This is a genomic window from Mesorhizobium sp. 131-2-1 (assembly GCF_016756535.1).
In the GTDB taxonomy this organism is placed as follows: domain Bacteria; phylum Pseudomonadota; class Alphaproteobacteria; order Rhizobiales; family Rhizobiaceae; genus Mesorhizobium.
Genome location: NZ_AP023247.1, coordinates 4,195,523 through 4,209,305, shown reverse-complemented (window position 1 = coordinate 4,209,305; position 13,783 = coordinate 4,195,523). Strand labels below are relative to the sequence as shown.

12 protein-coding genes are annotated in these 13,783 nt (G+C 64.9%); 9 read left to right on the top strand and 3 right to left on the bottom strand.

Features of this window, described 5'->3' with window-relative positions; translation table 11 throughout:
* Positions 1-35: 35 nt before the first annotated feature.
* Positions 36-641, top strand: coding sequence for a hypothetical protein (locus JG743_RS20395; RefSeq protein ID WP_202292563.1), 606 nt, complete (start codon positions 36-38; stop codon positions 639-641).
* 15 nt (positions 642-656) lie between these two features.
* Here JG743_RS20395 and JG743_RS20390 read toward each other — a convergent pair whose 3' ends face one another.
* Positions 657-1,583 (bottom strand): LysR substrate-binding domain-containing protein, encoded by a 927-nt coding sequence (locus tag JG743_RS20390; RefSeq protein WP_202292562.1) that lies wholly within the window; start codon positions 1,581-1,583, stop codon positions 657-659.
* Between the two features lie 90 nt (positions 1,584-1,673).
* On the opposite strand from JG743_RS20390, the gene JG743_RS20385 reads away from it, so the two are divergent.
* Positions 1,674-2,567 (top strand): DMT family transporter, encoded by an 894-nt coding sequence (locus JG743_RS20385; protein WP_202292561.1) that lies wholly within the window; start codon positions 1,674-1,676, stop codon positions 2,565-2,567.
* 109 nt (positions 2,568-2,676) lie between these two features.
* Positions 2,677-3,435: a hypothetical protein gene (locus JG743_RS20380; RefSeq protein ID WP_202292560.1), complete on the top strand. Its 759-nt coding sequence runs from the start codon at positions 2,677-2,679 to the stop codon at positions 3,433-3,435.
* 30 nt (positions 3,436-3,465) lie between these two features.
* Here JG743_RS20380 and mutL read toward each other — a convergent pair whose 3' ends face one another.
* Positions 3,466-5,334 (bottom strand): DNA mismatch repair endonuclease MutL, encoded by a 1,869-nt coding sequence (gene mutL / locus JG743_RS20375; protein ID WP_202292559.1) that lies wholly within the window; start codon positions 5,332-5,334, stop codon positions 3,466-3,468.
* 126 nt (positions 5,335-5,460) lie between these two features.
* On the bottom strand, positions 5,461-6,366 hold the full coding sequence (locus JG743_RS20370; RefSeq protein WP_202292558.1) for a LysR substrate-binding domain-containing protein: 906 nt from the start codon (positions 6,364-6,366) through the stop codon (positions 5,461-5,463).
* A gap of 90 nt (positions 6,367-6,456) precedes the next feature.
* Between JG743_RS20370 and JG743_RS20365 the strand changes: the two genes are divergently transcribed.
* The 6 genes from JG743_RS20365 (at position 6,457) to JG743_RS20340 (ending at position 13,778) form a co-directional block, all read left to right on the top strand.
* Positions 6,457-8,007, top strand: coding sequence for a trimethylamine methyltransferase family protein (locus JG743_RS20365; protein WP_202292557.1), 1,551 nt, complete (start codon positions 6,457-6,459; stop codon positions 8,005-8,007).
* 42 nt (positions 8,008-8,049) lie between these two features.
* Entirely contained in the window at positions 8,050-9,699 is a 1,650-nt protein-coding gene (locus tag JG743_RS20360; RefSeq protein ID WP_202292556.1) for an ABC transporter substrate-binding protein, read from the top strand.
* Between the two features lie 92 nt (positions 9,700-9,791).
* Positions 9,792-10,484 (top strand): corrinoid protein, encoded by a 693-nt coding sequence (locus JG743_RS20355; protein WP_202292555.1) that lies wholly within the window; start codon positions 9,792-9,794, stop codon positions 10,482-10,484.
* Positions 10,485-10,550: 66 nt separating this feature from the next.
* Positions 10,551-12,533, top strand: a complete 1,983-nt coding sequence (locus JG743_RS20350) for an oxidoreductase (protein WP_202292554.1) — start codon at positions 10,551-10,553, stop codon at positions 12,531-12,533.
* 179 nt (positions 12,534-12,712) lie between these two features.
* Positions 12,713-13,192, top strand: a complete 480-nt coding sequence (locus tag JG743_RS20345) for a DUF3828 domain-containing protein (protein WP_202292553.1) — start codon at positions 12,713-12,715, stop codon at positions 13,190-13,192.
* 4 nt (positions 13,193-13,196) lie between these two features.
* On the top strand, positions 13,197-13,778 hold the full coding sequence (locus JG743_RS20340; protein WP_202292552.1) for a hypothetical protein: 582 nt from the start codon (positions 13,197-13,199) through the stop codon (positions 13,776-13,778).
* Positions 13,779-13,783: the final 5 nt, after the last annotated feature.

Here is a 13,783-nt window from a genome sequence, read left to right as displayed (position 1 = left end):
AATGCTCGTGGAGTATCGCTGCAACGGCATAAGGATTGCTGGGAGCCGGCATGGACATTTCCTCCACCCGCCTGACGTCGCTGCTGAAGGAGGCGCTGACGCCGCAGCCGGTGCCGTCTGCCAAGGCCGATCCGGCGACCACCGCGCTGGTCAAGGCGCTGGTGCAGCCGCCGGCGCCGTCGGTCGCGTCGTCGGTGCAGTTCGCCGCGCAAGCCCTGAATGGCTCGTTGCCGAGGCTGCCCGCCCATGCGACCCAACGGCTGTCTTCCGACCAGATCGAGGACGCCTACAAAGCGGTCATGGAACCGGATGCTGATCGCAATTCGGCGGGCGTTCCCGCCGGCAGGCGGGCAGCGGAAGCCGAACAGGGCTCGCGCCGCCTGACCTCACCTCAGCCGCCAATCGCCGACAACATGGCGAGGGCCGCGGCGGCACCGTCATTGCCGGTGTCGACGATTGCGGTTTCCTCGTCTGTGCTGGTTGCGGCCAATTCCAACGCGCCTCGGCCTCGTGGCGCGGCCGCCCGGCCGGGTCACGCTCGATCGCCGGAACCCAGCCAGCCGCCGCTGTGGATGATGTCTATCGCAACGGCGCTGCTCTCGGCCACGATCACGACGATCGCGCTGTTGCTGCTCCGCTGACCCGGCCTGACCGGCTTAAGCGTCATCCTTCAGGAAGGCTTCGAGCTTTTCAGTCGCCAGCCCGGCCGCGGCGGCGATGCGCCGCGCAAGGTCTGCCGCGGCGGCGCGCGGGCGGCCGACAGGCCGGTCCAGCCAGTAGGACACCGGATTGAGCGCGACGCGGTCATCGACGGTGACGATGCGGCCGGATTTCAACTGGTCCTGCGTCAGCGGCGGCCGCGCCAGCGCGATGCCCAGCCCGTGCGCCGCCGCGTCGAGCACCAGATTGTAGTCCTCGAAGCGCCGGTCCTGCGGGCGAGGGCGGTAGTCAATGTCCTGCGCCGCGAGCCAGGCGCGCCAGCCCGACGCGTCGGAATCGTTGATCAGCGGATATCTGAGCAGCCGCGCCGGGTCGCCGCGGCCGATCTCCCTCGCCAATTCCGGCGAGGCGATCGGGAAGATGTGTTCCTCGAACAGCTGCACCGAGACCCGGCCGGGAATGCGGCCGCGCCCGCAGCGCACCGACAAGTCGATGCCCTCGTCGGCGAGGTCCGCCTGCCGGTTGTCGACGTCGAGCACGATGCGCAGCCGCGTCGGGCTGTTCTCGAGCGCCGCCATGCGCGGCATCAGCCAGAGCCCGCTGACCGAGGGGATCGAGGCCAGCCGCACCACGGCGGTGCCACGCGGCTCCACCCAGCGGTCGGAATTGACCGAGATCAGCGCGAAGGCCTCGGTGGTCCTCAGATGCAGGCGGTTGCCCTCATTGGTCAGCGTCACGCCGCGCGCGTTGCGCTCGAATACTTTCAGCCCCAGCCAGTCCTCCAGCTTGGCGATCTGCCGGCTGACGGCGCCATGGGTGAGGTTGAGCCTTTCCGCCGCCGCCGAAAAGCTCCCGGTTCGCGCGGCAGCATCGAAGGCGCGCAAGGTCTCCAACGGCAGTAGCTGGTTCGAGCTGTGATCCATGCTCACAGGTGACCCTCGATTTGGTCGTTTGTCAATCGACTGACGATGCGGTTTCCTGTCCTCATGGAGCCAAGGAACGAGGATACAGCGATGAGCGCCTATGCCGGCACGTTGAATCAGACACAGCGCATGGACACCACCGCGGTCGTCGCTGTCGCGCTCACGGTGGTCGGCTGGGCCTCCGCCTTCCCGGCGATCCGCGCTGGGCTGGCCGCCTTCCAGCCGCTGGAGCTCGGCGCGCTGCGCTTCGCCATCGCCGCGGTGCCGGCGGCGATCTTCCTGGCCGTCAAGCGCCCGACGCTGCCGCGGGTCGACGAGCTGTGGCGCTTCGGCTTCGGCGGCGCCATCTTCGTCGCGCTCTATACGGCCATGCTCAATTTCGGCGAGCAGACCGTCTCGGCGGGCGCTGCCGGCTTCATCATCAATGTCAGCCCGATCTTCACCGCCATCATGGCCATGGCGCTGCTCGGCGAGCGCTTTTCGGCTGTCGCCTGGCTCGGCACGCTCATCTCCTTCGCCGGCATCGGCATCATCGCCGTTGCCGACGGACAGGGCCTGCACTTCAACGCCGGCGCGCTGTTGGTTCTTGGCTCGGCGCTCTGCTCGGCCGTCAACACCATCGTCCAGAAGCCGCTCTTTGCCCGCCATCACCCGCTTACCATCGCCGCCTCCAACATGGTGCTCGGCGCGCTCTGCCTGGCGCCCTTCCTGCCGGAAGCATTGTCGCAGGCGGCGGTCGCCGACACTGCCGGTCTCGGCGCCGTCATCTACCTCGGCATCGTACCCAGCCTGATCGCCTACGCCGCCTGGGCAACCGCGCTATCGCGCCTGCCGGCGGCGCGTGCCTCGAACTTCCTCTATCTGGTCTCGCCGATGTCCGCCCTGATCGGCTTCTTCTGGCTGGGCGAAGTGCCGACGCTGCTCGGCATCCTCGGTGGCGCGCTGGCGCTCGGCGGTGTCATCGTGGTGAATTTGAAAAGGTAAAACAGGATATTGTAGCCGTTTCCGGACTCAAACCGAGAGCCCCGCTGCGATACAGACACGCGCCATGCGGGCGGCTATGGTGGCTGCCTTGGTGGTGCAGGGGGTCGGGATGGGAAGACAGTTCATATCGGCTATTTTTTGGCTGTTGCTCTGGAGCGTCACGGCCACGGCCGGCATGTACCATGTGGAAAACTACGAAGGCTCGATCGGGTCCAATCCCGTTCATGTCTCGCTGCAGACCTATGACGGCTTCGGCAGCGGGATAACGGTCGAGGGGAGCTATTTCTACGACGCCAAGCAAACCCCCGTAGCGGTTTACGGCAAGATCGACGGCACCAGGATCGCGCTTTGCGAAATCGCGGACGATAAGGAATTCAACCGGGTCCTTGTCATGGGATCGAAAGCACCCGTCGACACCGCCGGATGCCCGTTTTCCCTCGGTATGAGCGAAAGCGGCGCGACCGGAAGCTGGAGGAAAGGGGCGGACAAGCATCCCGTCACGCTCAGGAAGGTCGCCAGCCTCGACGACACAGGCGAGGGGAAGATCGACGGAGCCGTCGAGATTCCCTTTTGGGCCGAGACAGCCGCCGACAGGTTTGCCGGTGTCTATACGAAAACCAGCTCCGGCATCTGCATGGCGAAAATGCAGGTCATCAAAAAGGCGAGCGGCAAGGTCATCCAGGAGATCGCCTTCGATGACGATATCTGCGGCGCCGGCATGCTGATGACGCCGATCTATATGAATGTCCAGAAGTTCGTCGAGCGAGGCAAGGACGTCATCTCCGTGAATTTTCGCGATGGCGGCGCTGGAGATGCGAAGGACTACGTTTTCAATCGGAAGACCAAGAAGTATCAGCAAAAGAAATGACGCCGCGGTCAGCTTCCTCGCGATGCCGGCTCACCGCCGTCCGAACAGCCGCTCGATGTCGGCGAGCTTGAGCTCGATATAGGTCGGGCGGCCGTGGTTGCAGGTGCCGGAACCGGGCGTCGCCTCCATCTGGCGCAAGAGCGCGTTCATCTCCTCGGGCTTGAGCAAGCGGCCGGAGCGCACCGAACCATGGCAGGCCATGGTGGCGGCGATGTTGTGCAGTCGCTCCTTCAGCGTCTCGACCGTGTCGTTGTCGGCGATCTCGTCGGCAAGGTCGCGCACCAGTTGCTGCACGTTGGTCTCGCCGAGCATCGAAGGCGTCTCGCGCACCGCCACCGCACCCGGGCCGAAGCGCTCGACGCCGAGGCCGAATCTGGCCAGCGTTTCGGAATGCATGGCCAGCCGCTCGGCGTCCTCCTCCGGCAGGTCGACGATCTCCGGCAGCAAAAGCATCTGCGAGGGCACCGCGCGGGAATGCAGCGCGTTCTTCAACGCCTCGTAGACCAGCCGCTCATGCGCGGCGTGCTGGTCGACGATGACCAGGGAATCCCTGGTCTGGGCGACGATGTAGTTCTCGTGCACCTGCGCGCGCGCCGCGCCCAGCACCGTGCCAAGCAGCGTCTCGGCCGGCTCGGCCGCGCCAGCGCGAGCGTCGGCGCTGGCGAGCGGCCCAGCATCGAACGCCGCCTGCTCGTTTTCGCCGAAACCGGCCCGTTGCGGCCGGCCGTCGCCATATCCGATGTCGAGCGGTCGCTGCTGCGAATGCTCGAAGCCGGCGAAACCCGACGCGCGGTAGGCAGCCTCGTAGCTGCGGTGGCCATTGGCCGGCCCGCCATGGCCGAAGGGGGCAGCACCCGGCCGGAACGCCGCCGTCATGCCCGCGGCCCCGGTCGTCGCGGCGCGAATGCCGGCACCGGCCAGCGCCTCGCGGATGGCGCCGACGATCAGCCCGCGCACCAGGCCGGGATCGCGGAAGCGGACATCGGCCTTGGCCGGGTGGACATTGACGTCGACCGTCGCCGGATCGAGCGTCAGGAACAGCACGGTCACCGCATGACGGTCGCGCGGCAGCACGTCGGCGAAGGCGCCGCGGATCGCGCCGGCGATCAACTTGTCGCGCACCGGCCGGCCGTTCACATAAGCATATTGCTGCAGCGCGTTCGCTCGCGTGAAGGACGGGATCGAAACATGGCCGGCAAGGTGCACGCCCTCCCGGCTGGCATCGATGGCAATAGCATTGTCGGGGAAGTCGGCGCCCATCACCTGCGCGACGCGTTGCAGCCGGCCCTCCGCGCTATCGTCGGTCGCCGGCAATTCGAGTGTCGAGCGGTCGGAGCCGGCAAGCGTGAAGCGCACGGCGGGGAAGGCGATGGCGATACGCTTCACCACATCGCTGGTCGCCGAGCTTTCTGCCCGCTCGCCCTTCATGAATTTGAGCCGCGCCGGCGTCGCGAAGAACAGGTCGCGTACCTCGACGGTGGTGCCGCGGTTGGCCGCCGCCGGCTTCACTGCCGAAACGCGACCACCCTCGATGCCGATCTCGGCAGCGCTGTCGCCATGTGCCGTGCGAGACCGGATCGATAGCCGCGCCACCGAGCCGATCGAGGGCAGCGCCTCGCCGCGGAAGCCGAGCGAGCGGATGTCGTGGATGTCGTCTGAAAGCTTGGAGGTGCAGTGGCGCGCGATCGCCAGCGCCAGCTCCCTTTTCGGGATTCCCGAGCCGTCGTCGGTGACGCGGATGAGGTTCAGCCCGCCGCCGGCGGTGACGATCTCGACCCTGGATGCGCCGGCATCGAGCGCATTCTCGACCAGTTCCTTCACCACGCTCGCCGGACGCTCGATGACCTCGCCGGCGGCGATCTGGTTGATCATCGTTTCGGAAAGCTGGCGGATGGGCATCCGGCAATTATAGGCGGATTCGTGCCGGAGGGGCGAGGGGGCAATCGCGTCAATGCCGGGTGCCGCTGATACATTCGGCGCGCTCTGTCCCGCCAGCACAGCCATGCCCGGCGCAGCCAGGGGGCCTCACGCCTGCGCCACCAGCCAATCGCGCACCTTGCGCGCATTATCGCTGAGCTCTCGGTTCTTCGGCCAGATGACATAGAAGGCCGTGCCCGTCTTCATCACGTGATCCGTCACCGGCACAAGCAGGCCGGATGCAACCAGGCGCTCAACGAGATGCCGCCAGCCAATCGCAATGCCTTGCCCTTCCATGACGGCCTGGATCACCAGTGCATAGTCGTTGATGCGCAGCCCGCGCCCGGCATCGCTGCTCAGCCTGACGCCGGCCGACTGGAACCATTCGTCCCAGCTCGCCGCCTCGCGATAGGGTTCCTCCAGATGGATCAGGCGGTGCGAGGCCAGTTCGCCGACGGTCTTGGGCAGGCCGAACTTCGCCGCATAGCTCGTGCCGGCGACGGGGAAGATCTCCTCCTCAGCAAGCGCCAGCGAATGATAGTCCTGCCATTCCCTCGGCTCGCCGCCGCGCACGGCAAGCGGGATGCCCTCGGCGATGATGTCGAGGTCGCGGTCGGCGGTGTGGATGCGCAGGTCGATGCCCGGTAGTTCGTCGCGGAACTGCTGCAGGCGCGGCATCATCCAGAACGAGCCGAAGGCGGTCGAGGCGGCGAGCGTGACATGGCCGCCCGTCGCCTGCAGGCGCAAATCCTCCGCCGATTTGCGGATGTGGGACAGGCCGAGCGAGACGTCGGCGTGGAAGCGCTGGCCGGCCTCTGTCAGGCTGACCTGGCGGTGGCGGCGCTGGAAGAGCTTCGCGCCAAGCTGTTCCTCCAGCCCGCGCACCGCATAGGAGACGGCGGCCTGCGTCATGCCGAGCTCGCGTCCGGCGGCCGTGAAGCTCGACAGCCGTCCCGCCGCCTCGAAGACGATCAGGCTGCCGGCCGAGGGCAGAAGATGGCGCAGGCTTCGCATAAGCAGAATTTATACAAGAGATCAGGATTTTCCAGCGTCACAGCCCATATTTGTGCGGCTAGGCTGGATGCATAGAGGAATGGAGTTGCCATGAGTGCGCCGGCCGCTGAAATGATTGAACCTGCCCACCGCCGCGGCGGTGGCCGCTTGGGCCGCAAGGCGCTGAGGAGCGCGCCGATCGCGTCGTTCCCGACGCTTGTCCGGCAGATTCCCGTCTACGAGATCGTTCCCGACGAGGCGGTGGAACTGATCCATGAGGAGTCGCTCAAGATCCTCGAGGAGGTGGGCTGCGAATTCCGCGACGACGGGGCGATCGCCCTCTGGAAGGCGGCCGGTGCCGATGTCAGGGAAACACGTGTCCGCATCGACCGGGCGCTGCTGATGGAACTCGTCTCGAAGGTTCCGCCGGAGTTCACGCTCAATGCGCGCAACCCCGAGCGCACGGTGCGCGTCGGCGGCAAGAACTCGATCTTCGTGCCGATGTATGGCGCGCCCTATGTCCGCGACCTCGACAACAAGCGACGCTACGGCACGCTCGCCGACCTCAACAATTTCCATAAGCTCGCCTACATGGCGCCGGCGTTGCATTCCTCGAGCTCGGTCATCTGCGAGCCGATGGAAATCGCCGTGCCGAAACGGCATCTGCACATCATCCAGTCGGCGCTGAAACATTCCGACAAGCCGTTCATGGGCATCGTCACCTCGAAGGAGCGCGCCGAGGACACGATGGCGATGGCGGGCATCGTGTTCGGCGAGGAGTTCGTGCGCGATAATCCTGTACTGGTGGCGATCACCAACTGCAATTCGCCGCTGGTGTGGGACGCCACCATGATCGACGCCATGCGCGTCTATGCGAGCCACAATCAACCGTTGATCCTGGCGCCTTTCGCACTGTGCGGCGCTTCGACCTCGGCCTCCGCCGTCGGCGCGGTGGCGCAGGTCAACGCCGAGGCGCTGGCCGGCGTGGCGCTGACCCAGCTCATCCGCCCCGGCTCGCCGCAGATCTACGGCCAGTTCATGGTGACGGTCGACATGAAGACCGGCGCCCCGATGGGCGGCACGCCGGAGGCCGCGCAGATGATGTATCTGATGGGCGCGCTGGCGCGGAAATACAAACTGCCGTGGCGCACCTCCGGCTTCCATGTCGGCTCCAAGCTCAACGACGCCCAGGCAGGCTACGAGGCGAACATGCTGATGCATGCCGCGATCCTCTCCGGCGCCAACTACATCTGGCACTCGGCCGGCTGGCTGGAGGCGGGCCTCACCTGCGGCTATTCGAAATTCGCCACCGACTGCGAGCAGCTCGTCGGCTGGTACAAATATGCCGGCGGCGTATCCTTCGACGATTTCAAGGAAGCGATGGCGGCGATCCGCGAGGTGGGGCCGCAGGGCCATTTCCTCGGCACCCAGCACACGCTCGAACATTTCGAGTCCGCCTTCTTCATGCCCACCATCATGGACTTCAACTCCTTCGAGCAGTGGAGCGCCGAAGGCGCGAAGGACCATGACGCCCGCGGCCGCGAGAAGGCGCGCAACATGCTGGCCGACTATGAGGAGCCGAAGCTCGACGAAGGCGTCGCCGAGGGTCTCAAGGATTTGATCGCGCGGCGTGAGGAAATTCTGCCGGACAGCGTTAGTTGATACGACAGGCGAAGAACCTGACGAACCATAAGGGAGGAAAACATGACGCTCTTTAGAAGCAATGGCGACCGCGTCCCGGGCGCTATCGAGGCAATGGCGAAAGAGGCGCGTACGGGCCGCATGGACCGGCGCGAATTCTTGGCGTTGGCCAGCGCTTTCGGCGCATCGACGGCTTTCGCCTACAGCATGATCGGCCTTGCGGCGCCGACAAAAGCCCTGGCCGAGGAGCCGAAGAAGGGTGGCACGCTGCATGTTTCGATGTCGGTCAAGGCGCAAAAGGATCCGCGCACCTATGACTGGACAGAGATGGCAAATATTACACGCACATGGCTTGAGCCGCTCGTGCGCTACACGCATCAGTTCACGTTCGAGCCGGTGCTGCTCGAAAGCTGGGACATCAATGACGACGCCACCGAATACACGCTGCATCTGCGCAAGGGCGTTACCTGGAACAATGGTGATGCTTTCAACGCCGATGACGTGGTCGCCAATCTGAACCGCTGGTGCGAGAAGGGTGCTTCCGGCAACTCCATGGCCGCGCGCGTCGGCGCGCTGATCGACGCCAAGACCGGCAAGGCCAAGGATGGCGCGATCACCAAGGTCGATGACCTCACGGTCAAGCTGAAGCTCGGCGAACCCGACATCGCGATCATACCGGGCCTCACCGATTATCCGGCGCTGGTGGTGCATCGTGATTTCGACAAGGACGGTGCCGACCCGATCAAGAAGCCGATCGGCACCGGAGCGTTCGAACTGGTCTCGTACGATGTCGGCCAGAAGGCGGTCGTCAAGCGACGCGAGAACGGCAAGTGGTGGGGTGGCGAGGCGCCGCTCGACGGTGTCGAGTTCATCGACTACGGCACCGACTTCAACGCGACGCTGAATGCCTTCGAGTCCGGCGAGATCGATCTCGATTTCGAAACGCCGGCCGACTTCATTGATGCCCTCGACAAGATGGATCTGGTGAAATCGGAGGTCGCGACGGCGACCACGCTCGTTGCCCGCACCAACATCACCCACAAGCCCTATGACGACCAGCGGGTGCGCAATGCGCTGCAGATGGCCGTCGACAACAATGCCGTCATGCAGCTCGGCTACGCCGGGCGCGGCACGGTGGGCGAGAACCACCACGTCGCCCCGATCCATCCCGAATACTATCCGCTGCCCAAGAAGACGCGCGACGCCGCCGCCGCCAAGAAGCTGATGGCGGATGCCGGGCAGGCCGACTTCGAGCACGAGTTGATCACCGTCGAGGACGAGTGGCAGAAGAACACCGGCGATGCCATCGCCGGCCAGCTGCGCGATGCCGGCATCAAGGTGAAGCGTACGGTGCTGCCGGGCTCGACCTTCTGGAACGACTGGACGAAGTATCCATACTCGATGACCATCTGGTACATGCGGCCCCTCGGCGTCCAGGTGCTGGCGCTCGGCTATCGCTCCGGCGAGGCCTGGAATGAGACGGCGTTCGCGAACCCGGATTTCGACGCCAAGCTCAAAGAGGCGCTTTCGCTGGCCGACCCCGCCAAGCGCAAGGAAGTGATGAAGGACGTCGAGCAGATCCTGCAGGATTCCGGCGTCATCATCCAGCCATTCTGGCAGAAGCTCTACTGCCACATGAACAAGAAGGTGAAGAACTACTCGATGCACCAGACCTACGAAATGGACTTCCAGAACGTCTGGCTGGACGCTTAAGCCCGACTCCCGGGGCTACCTGGGCCGGCACTTGCTCACGCGGGCAGATGCCGGCCGATTTTTGAAACGTCACTGTGCAGCTGGATCGAAAAATGTCCGACGACGAGATCATCCTTTCCGAGCTTTCCGACGACGAGCTCGTGCAGCAGATGCACGACGACCTTTATGACGGTCTGAAGGAAGAGATCGAGGAAGGCACCAACATCCTTCTCGAGCGCGGCTGGGTGCCTTACAAGGTGCTGACCGAGGCGCTGGTCGAAGGCATGCGCATCGTCGGCGAGGATTTTCGCGACGGCATCCTGTTCGTGCCGGAGGTGCTGTTGTCGGCCAACGCCATGAAGGCCGGCATGGCCATCCTGCGTCCGCTGCTGGCCGCCACCGGCGCGCCGAAGCAGGGCAAGATGGTGATCGGCACCGTCAAGGGCGACATCCACGACATCGGCAAGAACCTCGTCGGCATGATGATGGAGGGCGCCGGCTTCGACGTCATCGACCTCGGCATCAACAATGCGGTCGAGAAGTATCTGGACGCCATCGAGCAGCATCAGCCCGACATCATCGGCATGTCGGCGCTGCTGACCACCACCATGCCCTACATGAAGGTGGTCATCGACACGATGAAGGAAAAAGGCATTCGCGACGACTATGTCGTGCTGGTTGGCGGCGCGCCGCTCAACGAGGAGTTCGGCAAGGCCGTCGGCGCCGACGCCTATTGCCGCGATGCGGCGGTGGCCGTCGAGACCGCCAAGGACTTCATGAAGCGCAAGCACAATGTGCGGGCTTGAGCAAAGCAGTGCGATCCGATCGAGATCGGGCCATCCATGCTGTCGCACGCTGAACGAGAGAGGCATATGTCTGAGCGGGTCTTCAAGCGTCTGTTCGAGCCGGCGGCGTTGCGTGGCAAAACGTTGCGCAACAGGATCGTGTTTGGAGCGCACACCGCGAACATGGCCGAGAATGGGCTGCCGACTGAGCGCCATGTCGGCTACTATGCCGAGCGCGCGATCGGTGGAGCCGCCATGATCGTGGTTGAGCCGATGCCTGTACATCAGGCCGCGGTGCTGACGCGCGGCAATTTTCGCCCTTCCGACGACAGCGTCGTTCCTCATTTTCGCAAGGTAACCGAGGCGATCCGCGGCAATGGCGCCATCGCCATCCAGCAGCTCTACCATGTCGGTCAACATGCGGACGCGGATAACTCGTTCCATGCTGGCTGGTCGCCTTCTGGCTTGCCGAGTTATCACGACTCCGACGGTTCGCATCGAATGTCCGAGCGCCAGATCGAAGAAACGATCGACGGCTTCGTACAGGCGGCGCGCCGCTGCCGTGAGGCCGGATTTGACGGCGTCGAGGTCTGGGCCGCCTACCATTCGATGCTGGACCAGTTCTGGACGCCCTGGTCGAACCGCCGGGATGACCAATGGGGTGGCAGCCTGCAAAATCGCACCCGCATGAGCCGCGAAGTGATGACCCGCATCCGCAAGGAATGCGGCGAGGATTTCATCATCGGTCTGGCAATGAACGACGAACCGGAAGTCGAGGTGACGCTGAAGCGCGAGGCGCTGGCCGAGATAGTCGACCTGCACGACCGCGACGCCCTGATGGACTATGTCACCTGCGGATCGGGTTCCTACTTCGATTTCTACAAGATCATGCCGACCTTCCTTTATCCGGAAAAGCTCGGTGCGGACCTTGCGGCGGTGTTGAAATCGACCGTGAGGCACGCGCTGGTTACCGCCGAGAGCCACATTCGTACTCCGGAGAATGCCGAGAGCGTGCTGAGTGAGGGCCGCGCTGACCTGGTTTCCATCGTGCGCGGCCAGATCGCCGATCCGCATCTTGCCGCAAAGGCGGCCGCCGGGCGGCACGAGGACATACGCGGGTGTCTGTCCTGCAACCAGATGTGCTGGGGCCGACGCGGCCGCGACTACTGGATCAGCTGCGTGATCAATCCGTCGGCGGGGCGGGAATGGGAGTGGGGAGGCGACCGCTTCACCCCGGCCGATCGTCCGAAACACGTGTTTGTCGTCGGCGGCGGGCCGGCCGGTCTCGAAGCGGCGCGTGTGGCGGCCGAGCGCGGCCACCGCGTCACGCTGGCCGAGGCATCGGACCGTCTCGGGGGACAATTCCGACTTGCCGGCCTGCAGCCGCGCCGGGCGCAGATCCTGGACCTCATCGACTGGTACCAACGCCAGCTCAGCCAGCTTCAGGTGGACGTGCGCTACGGTCAGTATGTCGAAGCGGAGGATGTAGAGCGCGAAGGCGCGGATCACGTCATTGTCGCGACCGGCTCCGTGCCTCGGGACGGCGCATTCCAAAGGGCGCTGCCGCAGTGGGACAGCATTCCGGGCGGTGGCCCTGTTCTCTCCGCCGAAGCCGTGATGGCCAGGGAGGCAAGGCCGGGCAAACGCGTGGTCATCGTCGACGACGGCGGCAATTGGAAAGGGTGCGGCACCGCCTGGAAACTTGCTGAGGACGGTCACAACGTGACGATCGTGACGCCCGACGCCATGATTGGCAAAGAACTCCAGCGAATGGCCGTGGATGCGCCGCTGCGTCGGGCGCTCGCCCGGCTGAAGGTCAGGTTCGTGACCGAGAGCGCGGTCGTGCATTGGGATGGCCAGACCGCCAGGATCGCTTCGCTGCTCGACGAGGCCGAGCAGGAGGTCGAGGCCGACGCCTTGGTCTTTGCCGCCACCAACATGGCGGAGGACAGCCTGTCCGTCGAGCTCGAAAAGCGCGGTATCGGACATACCTCCATCGGCGATTGCACCGCCTCCAGACAGGCGGCATTTGCCATCCATGACGGGCGCAAGGTGGCGCTGGGTCTTTGACGGATTGCACTCGTGGGAGATCAGGTCCCATCTCGCCGATTTCTGAAACGCTCCCGCAGAACATCTGGCCTGGCGCCGGATGCTGGCGCTGCGGGACTTCATGGGCCGCAAAAAAGTCGATATGCAGGATGCGTGGCGCCGATCTCGCCACCTTGCCGCCGAACACCCGGAGATCCCGCATGAGACCGTTAGTGCTGGCCGCCGCCATGTCGATTGCCTTGCCCGCCGCCGCCCTGGCGGGACCGGCTTCCAACGCCGTGAAATTCTTCTACGTGCCCGAAGTGAAGTTCGAGGGCGACGAGCAGTATCGCGACCGCTTCACCGACCCGGTGACCAAGCTGTTCGCCCTCAACGACCAGGCAGCGAAGAACAATCCGGACGAGGTCGCCTGCCTCGACTTCGATCCCGGCCTCGACGCGCAGGACTTCGACCAGAAAACCCTGTCGAAGACGCTAAAGCTCGCCGAGGCTGTCAACGGTGATGCCGCGGAGGTGACGGCGACCTTCAGCCTCTTTCCGGAAGGCGATGATTCCAAACGCGAAATGGTCTGGTCCTTGAAGAAGGTCGACGGCAAATGGAAGGTAGCCGACATCGCCTCCAAGACCAGCGGCTGGACGCTGAGCGCTCTGGAATGCATGCCCGACAAGGCGCCGGAGTGACGCCATGGTTCGCCGCATTGCCCTGGCGCTTGCGACCATTTTGATGCTGGCGACTGGCTTGAGCGGCGCCGGCGCCCAGGGCCTGTTCGGCGCGCCGCCGGCAAATGCCCCGGCCGACAACGCGCCTTCCGATGACGCTTCGCCAGCGACCCCGCCTGCCGCGTCGCCGCCAGCGGAAAGCGCACCTGCCGCGCCCGTGTTGCCGGGCTCGCCGTCGGCGCTGGTCAAGCCGTTCTACGAGCATCTCGGGCTGGAGCTCGACCCCGCCCAGCGCAGCAACTTCATCGACCCTGCCAGGACCGTGCTCGACAAGAGCGACGCGTTGCGGAAATCGGGGCAGGGCGAGTGCCTCGATCCCAATATGGCGTTGGACAATGCCGACTACGACAAGGCAGCTATCGACGGCAGCCTGAAGACAATTGAAGCGGTCAAGGGCGACGAGGCCAAGGTGGTCGTCGCCTTCGTCGTCGCCAACAATGCGCACCGGCTGGAATGGAAACTGAAGAAGGTCGGCGGTGACTGGAAGATATCCGACCTTCTGTCGGTCACTGGCGAGTGGGCGCTCAGCCAGTACCAGTGCGAATGAGCGCG

What these genes read in the sequence shown, in the direction of transcription:
- JG743_RS20390 (WP_202292562.1), bottom strand. Translation starts at nt 1,583, where the DNA reads ATGGATCACAGCTCGAACCAGCTACTGCCGTTGGAGACCTTGCGCGCC.
- JG743_RS20385 (WP_202292561.1), top strand. Translation starts at nt 1,674, where the DNA reads ATGAGCGCCTATGCCGGCACGTTGAATCAGACACAGCGCATGGACACC.
- JG743_RS20380 (WP_202292560.1), top strand. Translation starts at nt 2,677, where the DNA reads ATGGGAAGACAGTTCATATCGGCTATTTTTTGGCTGTTGCTCTGGAGC.
- mutL (WP_202292559.1), bottom strand. Translation starts at nt 5,334, where the DNA reads ATGCCCATCCGCCAGCTTTCCGAAACGATGATCAACCAGATCGCCGCC.
- JG743_RS20370 (WP_202292558.1), bottom strand. Translation starts at nt 6,366, where the DNA reads ATGCGAAGCCTGCGCCATCTTCTGCCCTCGGCCGGCAGCCTGATCGTC.
- JG743_RS20365 (WP_202292557.1), top strand. Translation starts at nt 6,457, where the DNA reads ATGAGTGCGCCGGCCGCTGAAATGATTGAACCTGCCCACCGCCGCGGC.
- JG743_RS20360 (WP_202292556.1), top strand. Translation starts at nt 8,050, where the DNA reads ATGACGCTCTTTAGAAGCAATGGCGACCGCGTCCCGGGCGCTATCGAG.
- JG743_RS20355 (WP_202292555.1), top strand. Translation starts at nt 9,792, where the DNA reads ATGTCCGACGACGAGATCATCCTTTCCGAGCTTTCCGACGACGAGCTC.
- JG743_RS20350 (WP_202292554.1), top strand. Translation starts at nt 10,551, where the DNA reads ATGTCTGAGCGGGTCTTCAAGCGTCTGTTCGAGCCGGCGGCGTTGCGT.
- JG743_RS20345 (WP_202292553.1), top strand. Translation starts at nt 12,713, where the DNA reads ATGAGACCGTTAGTGCTGGCCGCCGCCATGTCGATTGCCTTGCCCGCC.
- JG743_RS20340 (WP_202292552.1), top strand. Translation starts at nt 13,197, where the DNA reads ATGGTTCGCCGCATTGCCCTGGCGCTTGCGACCATTTTGATGCTGGCG.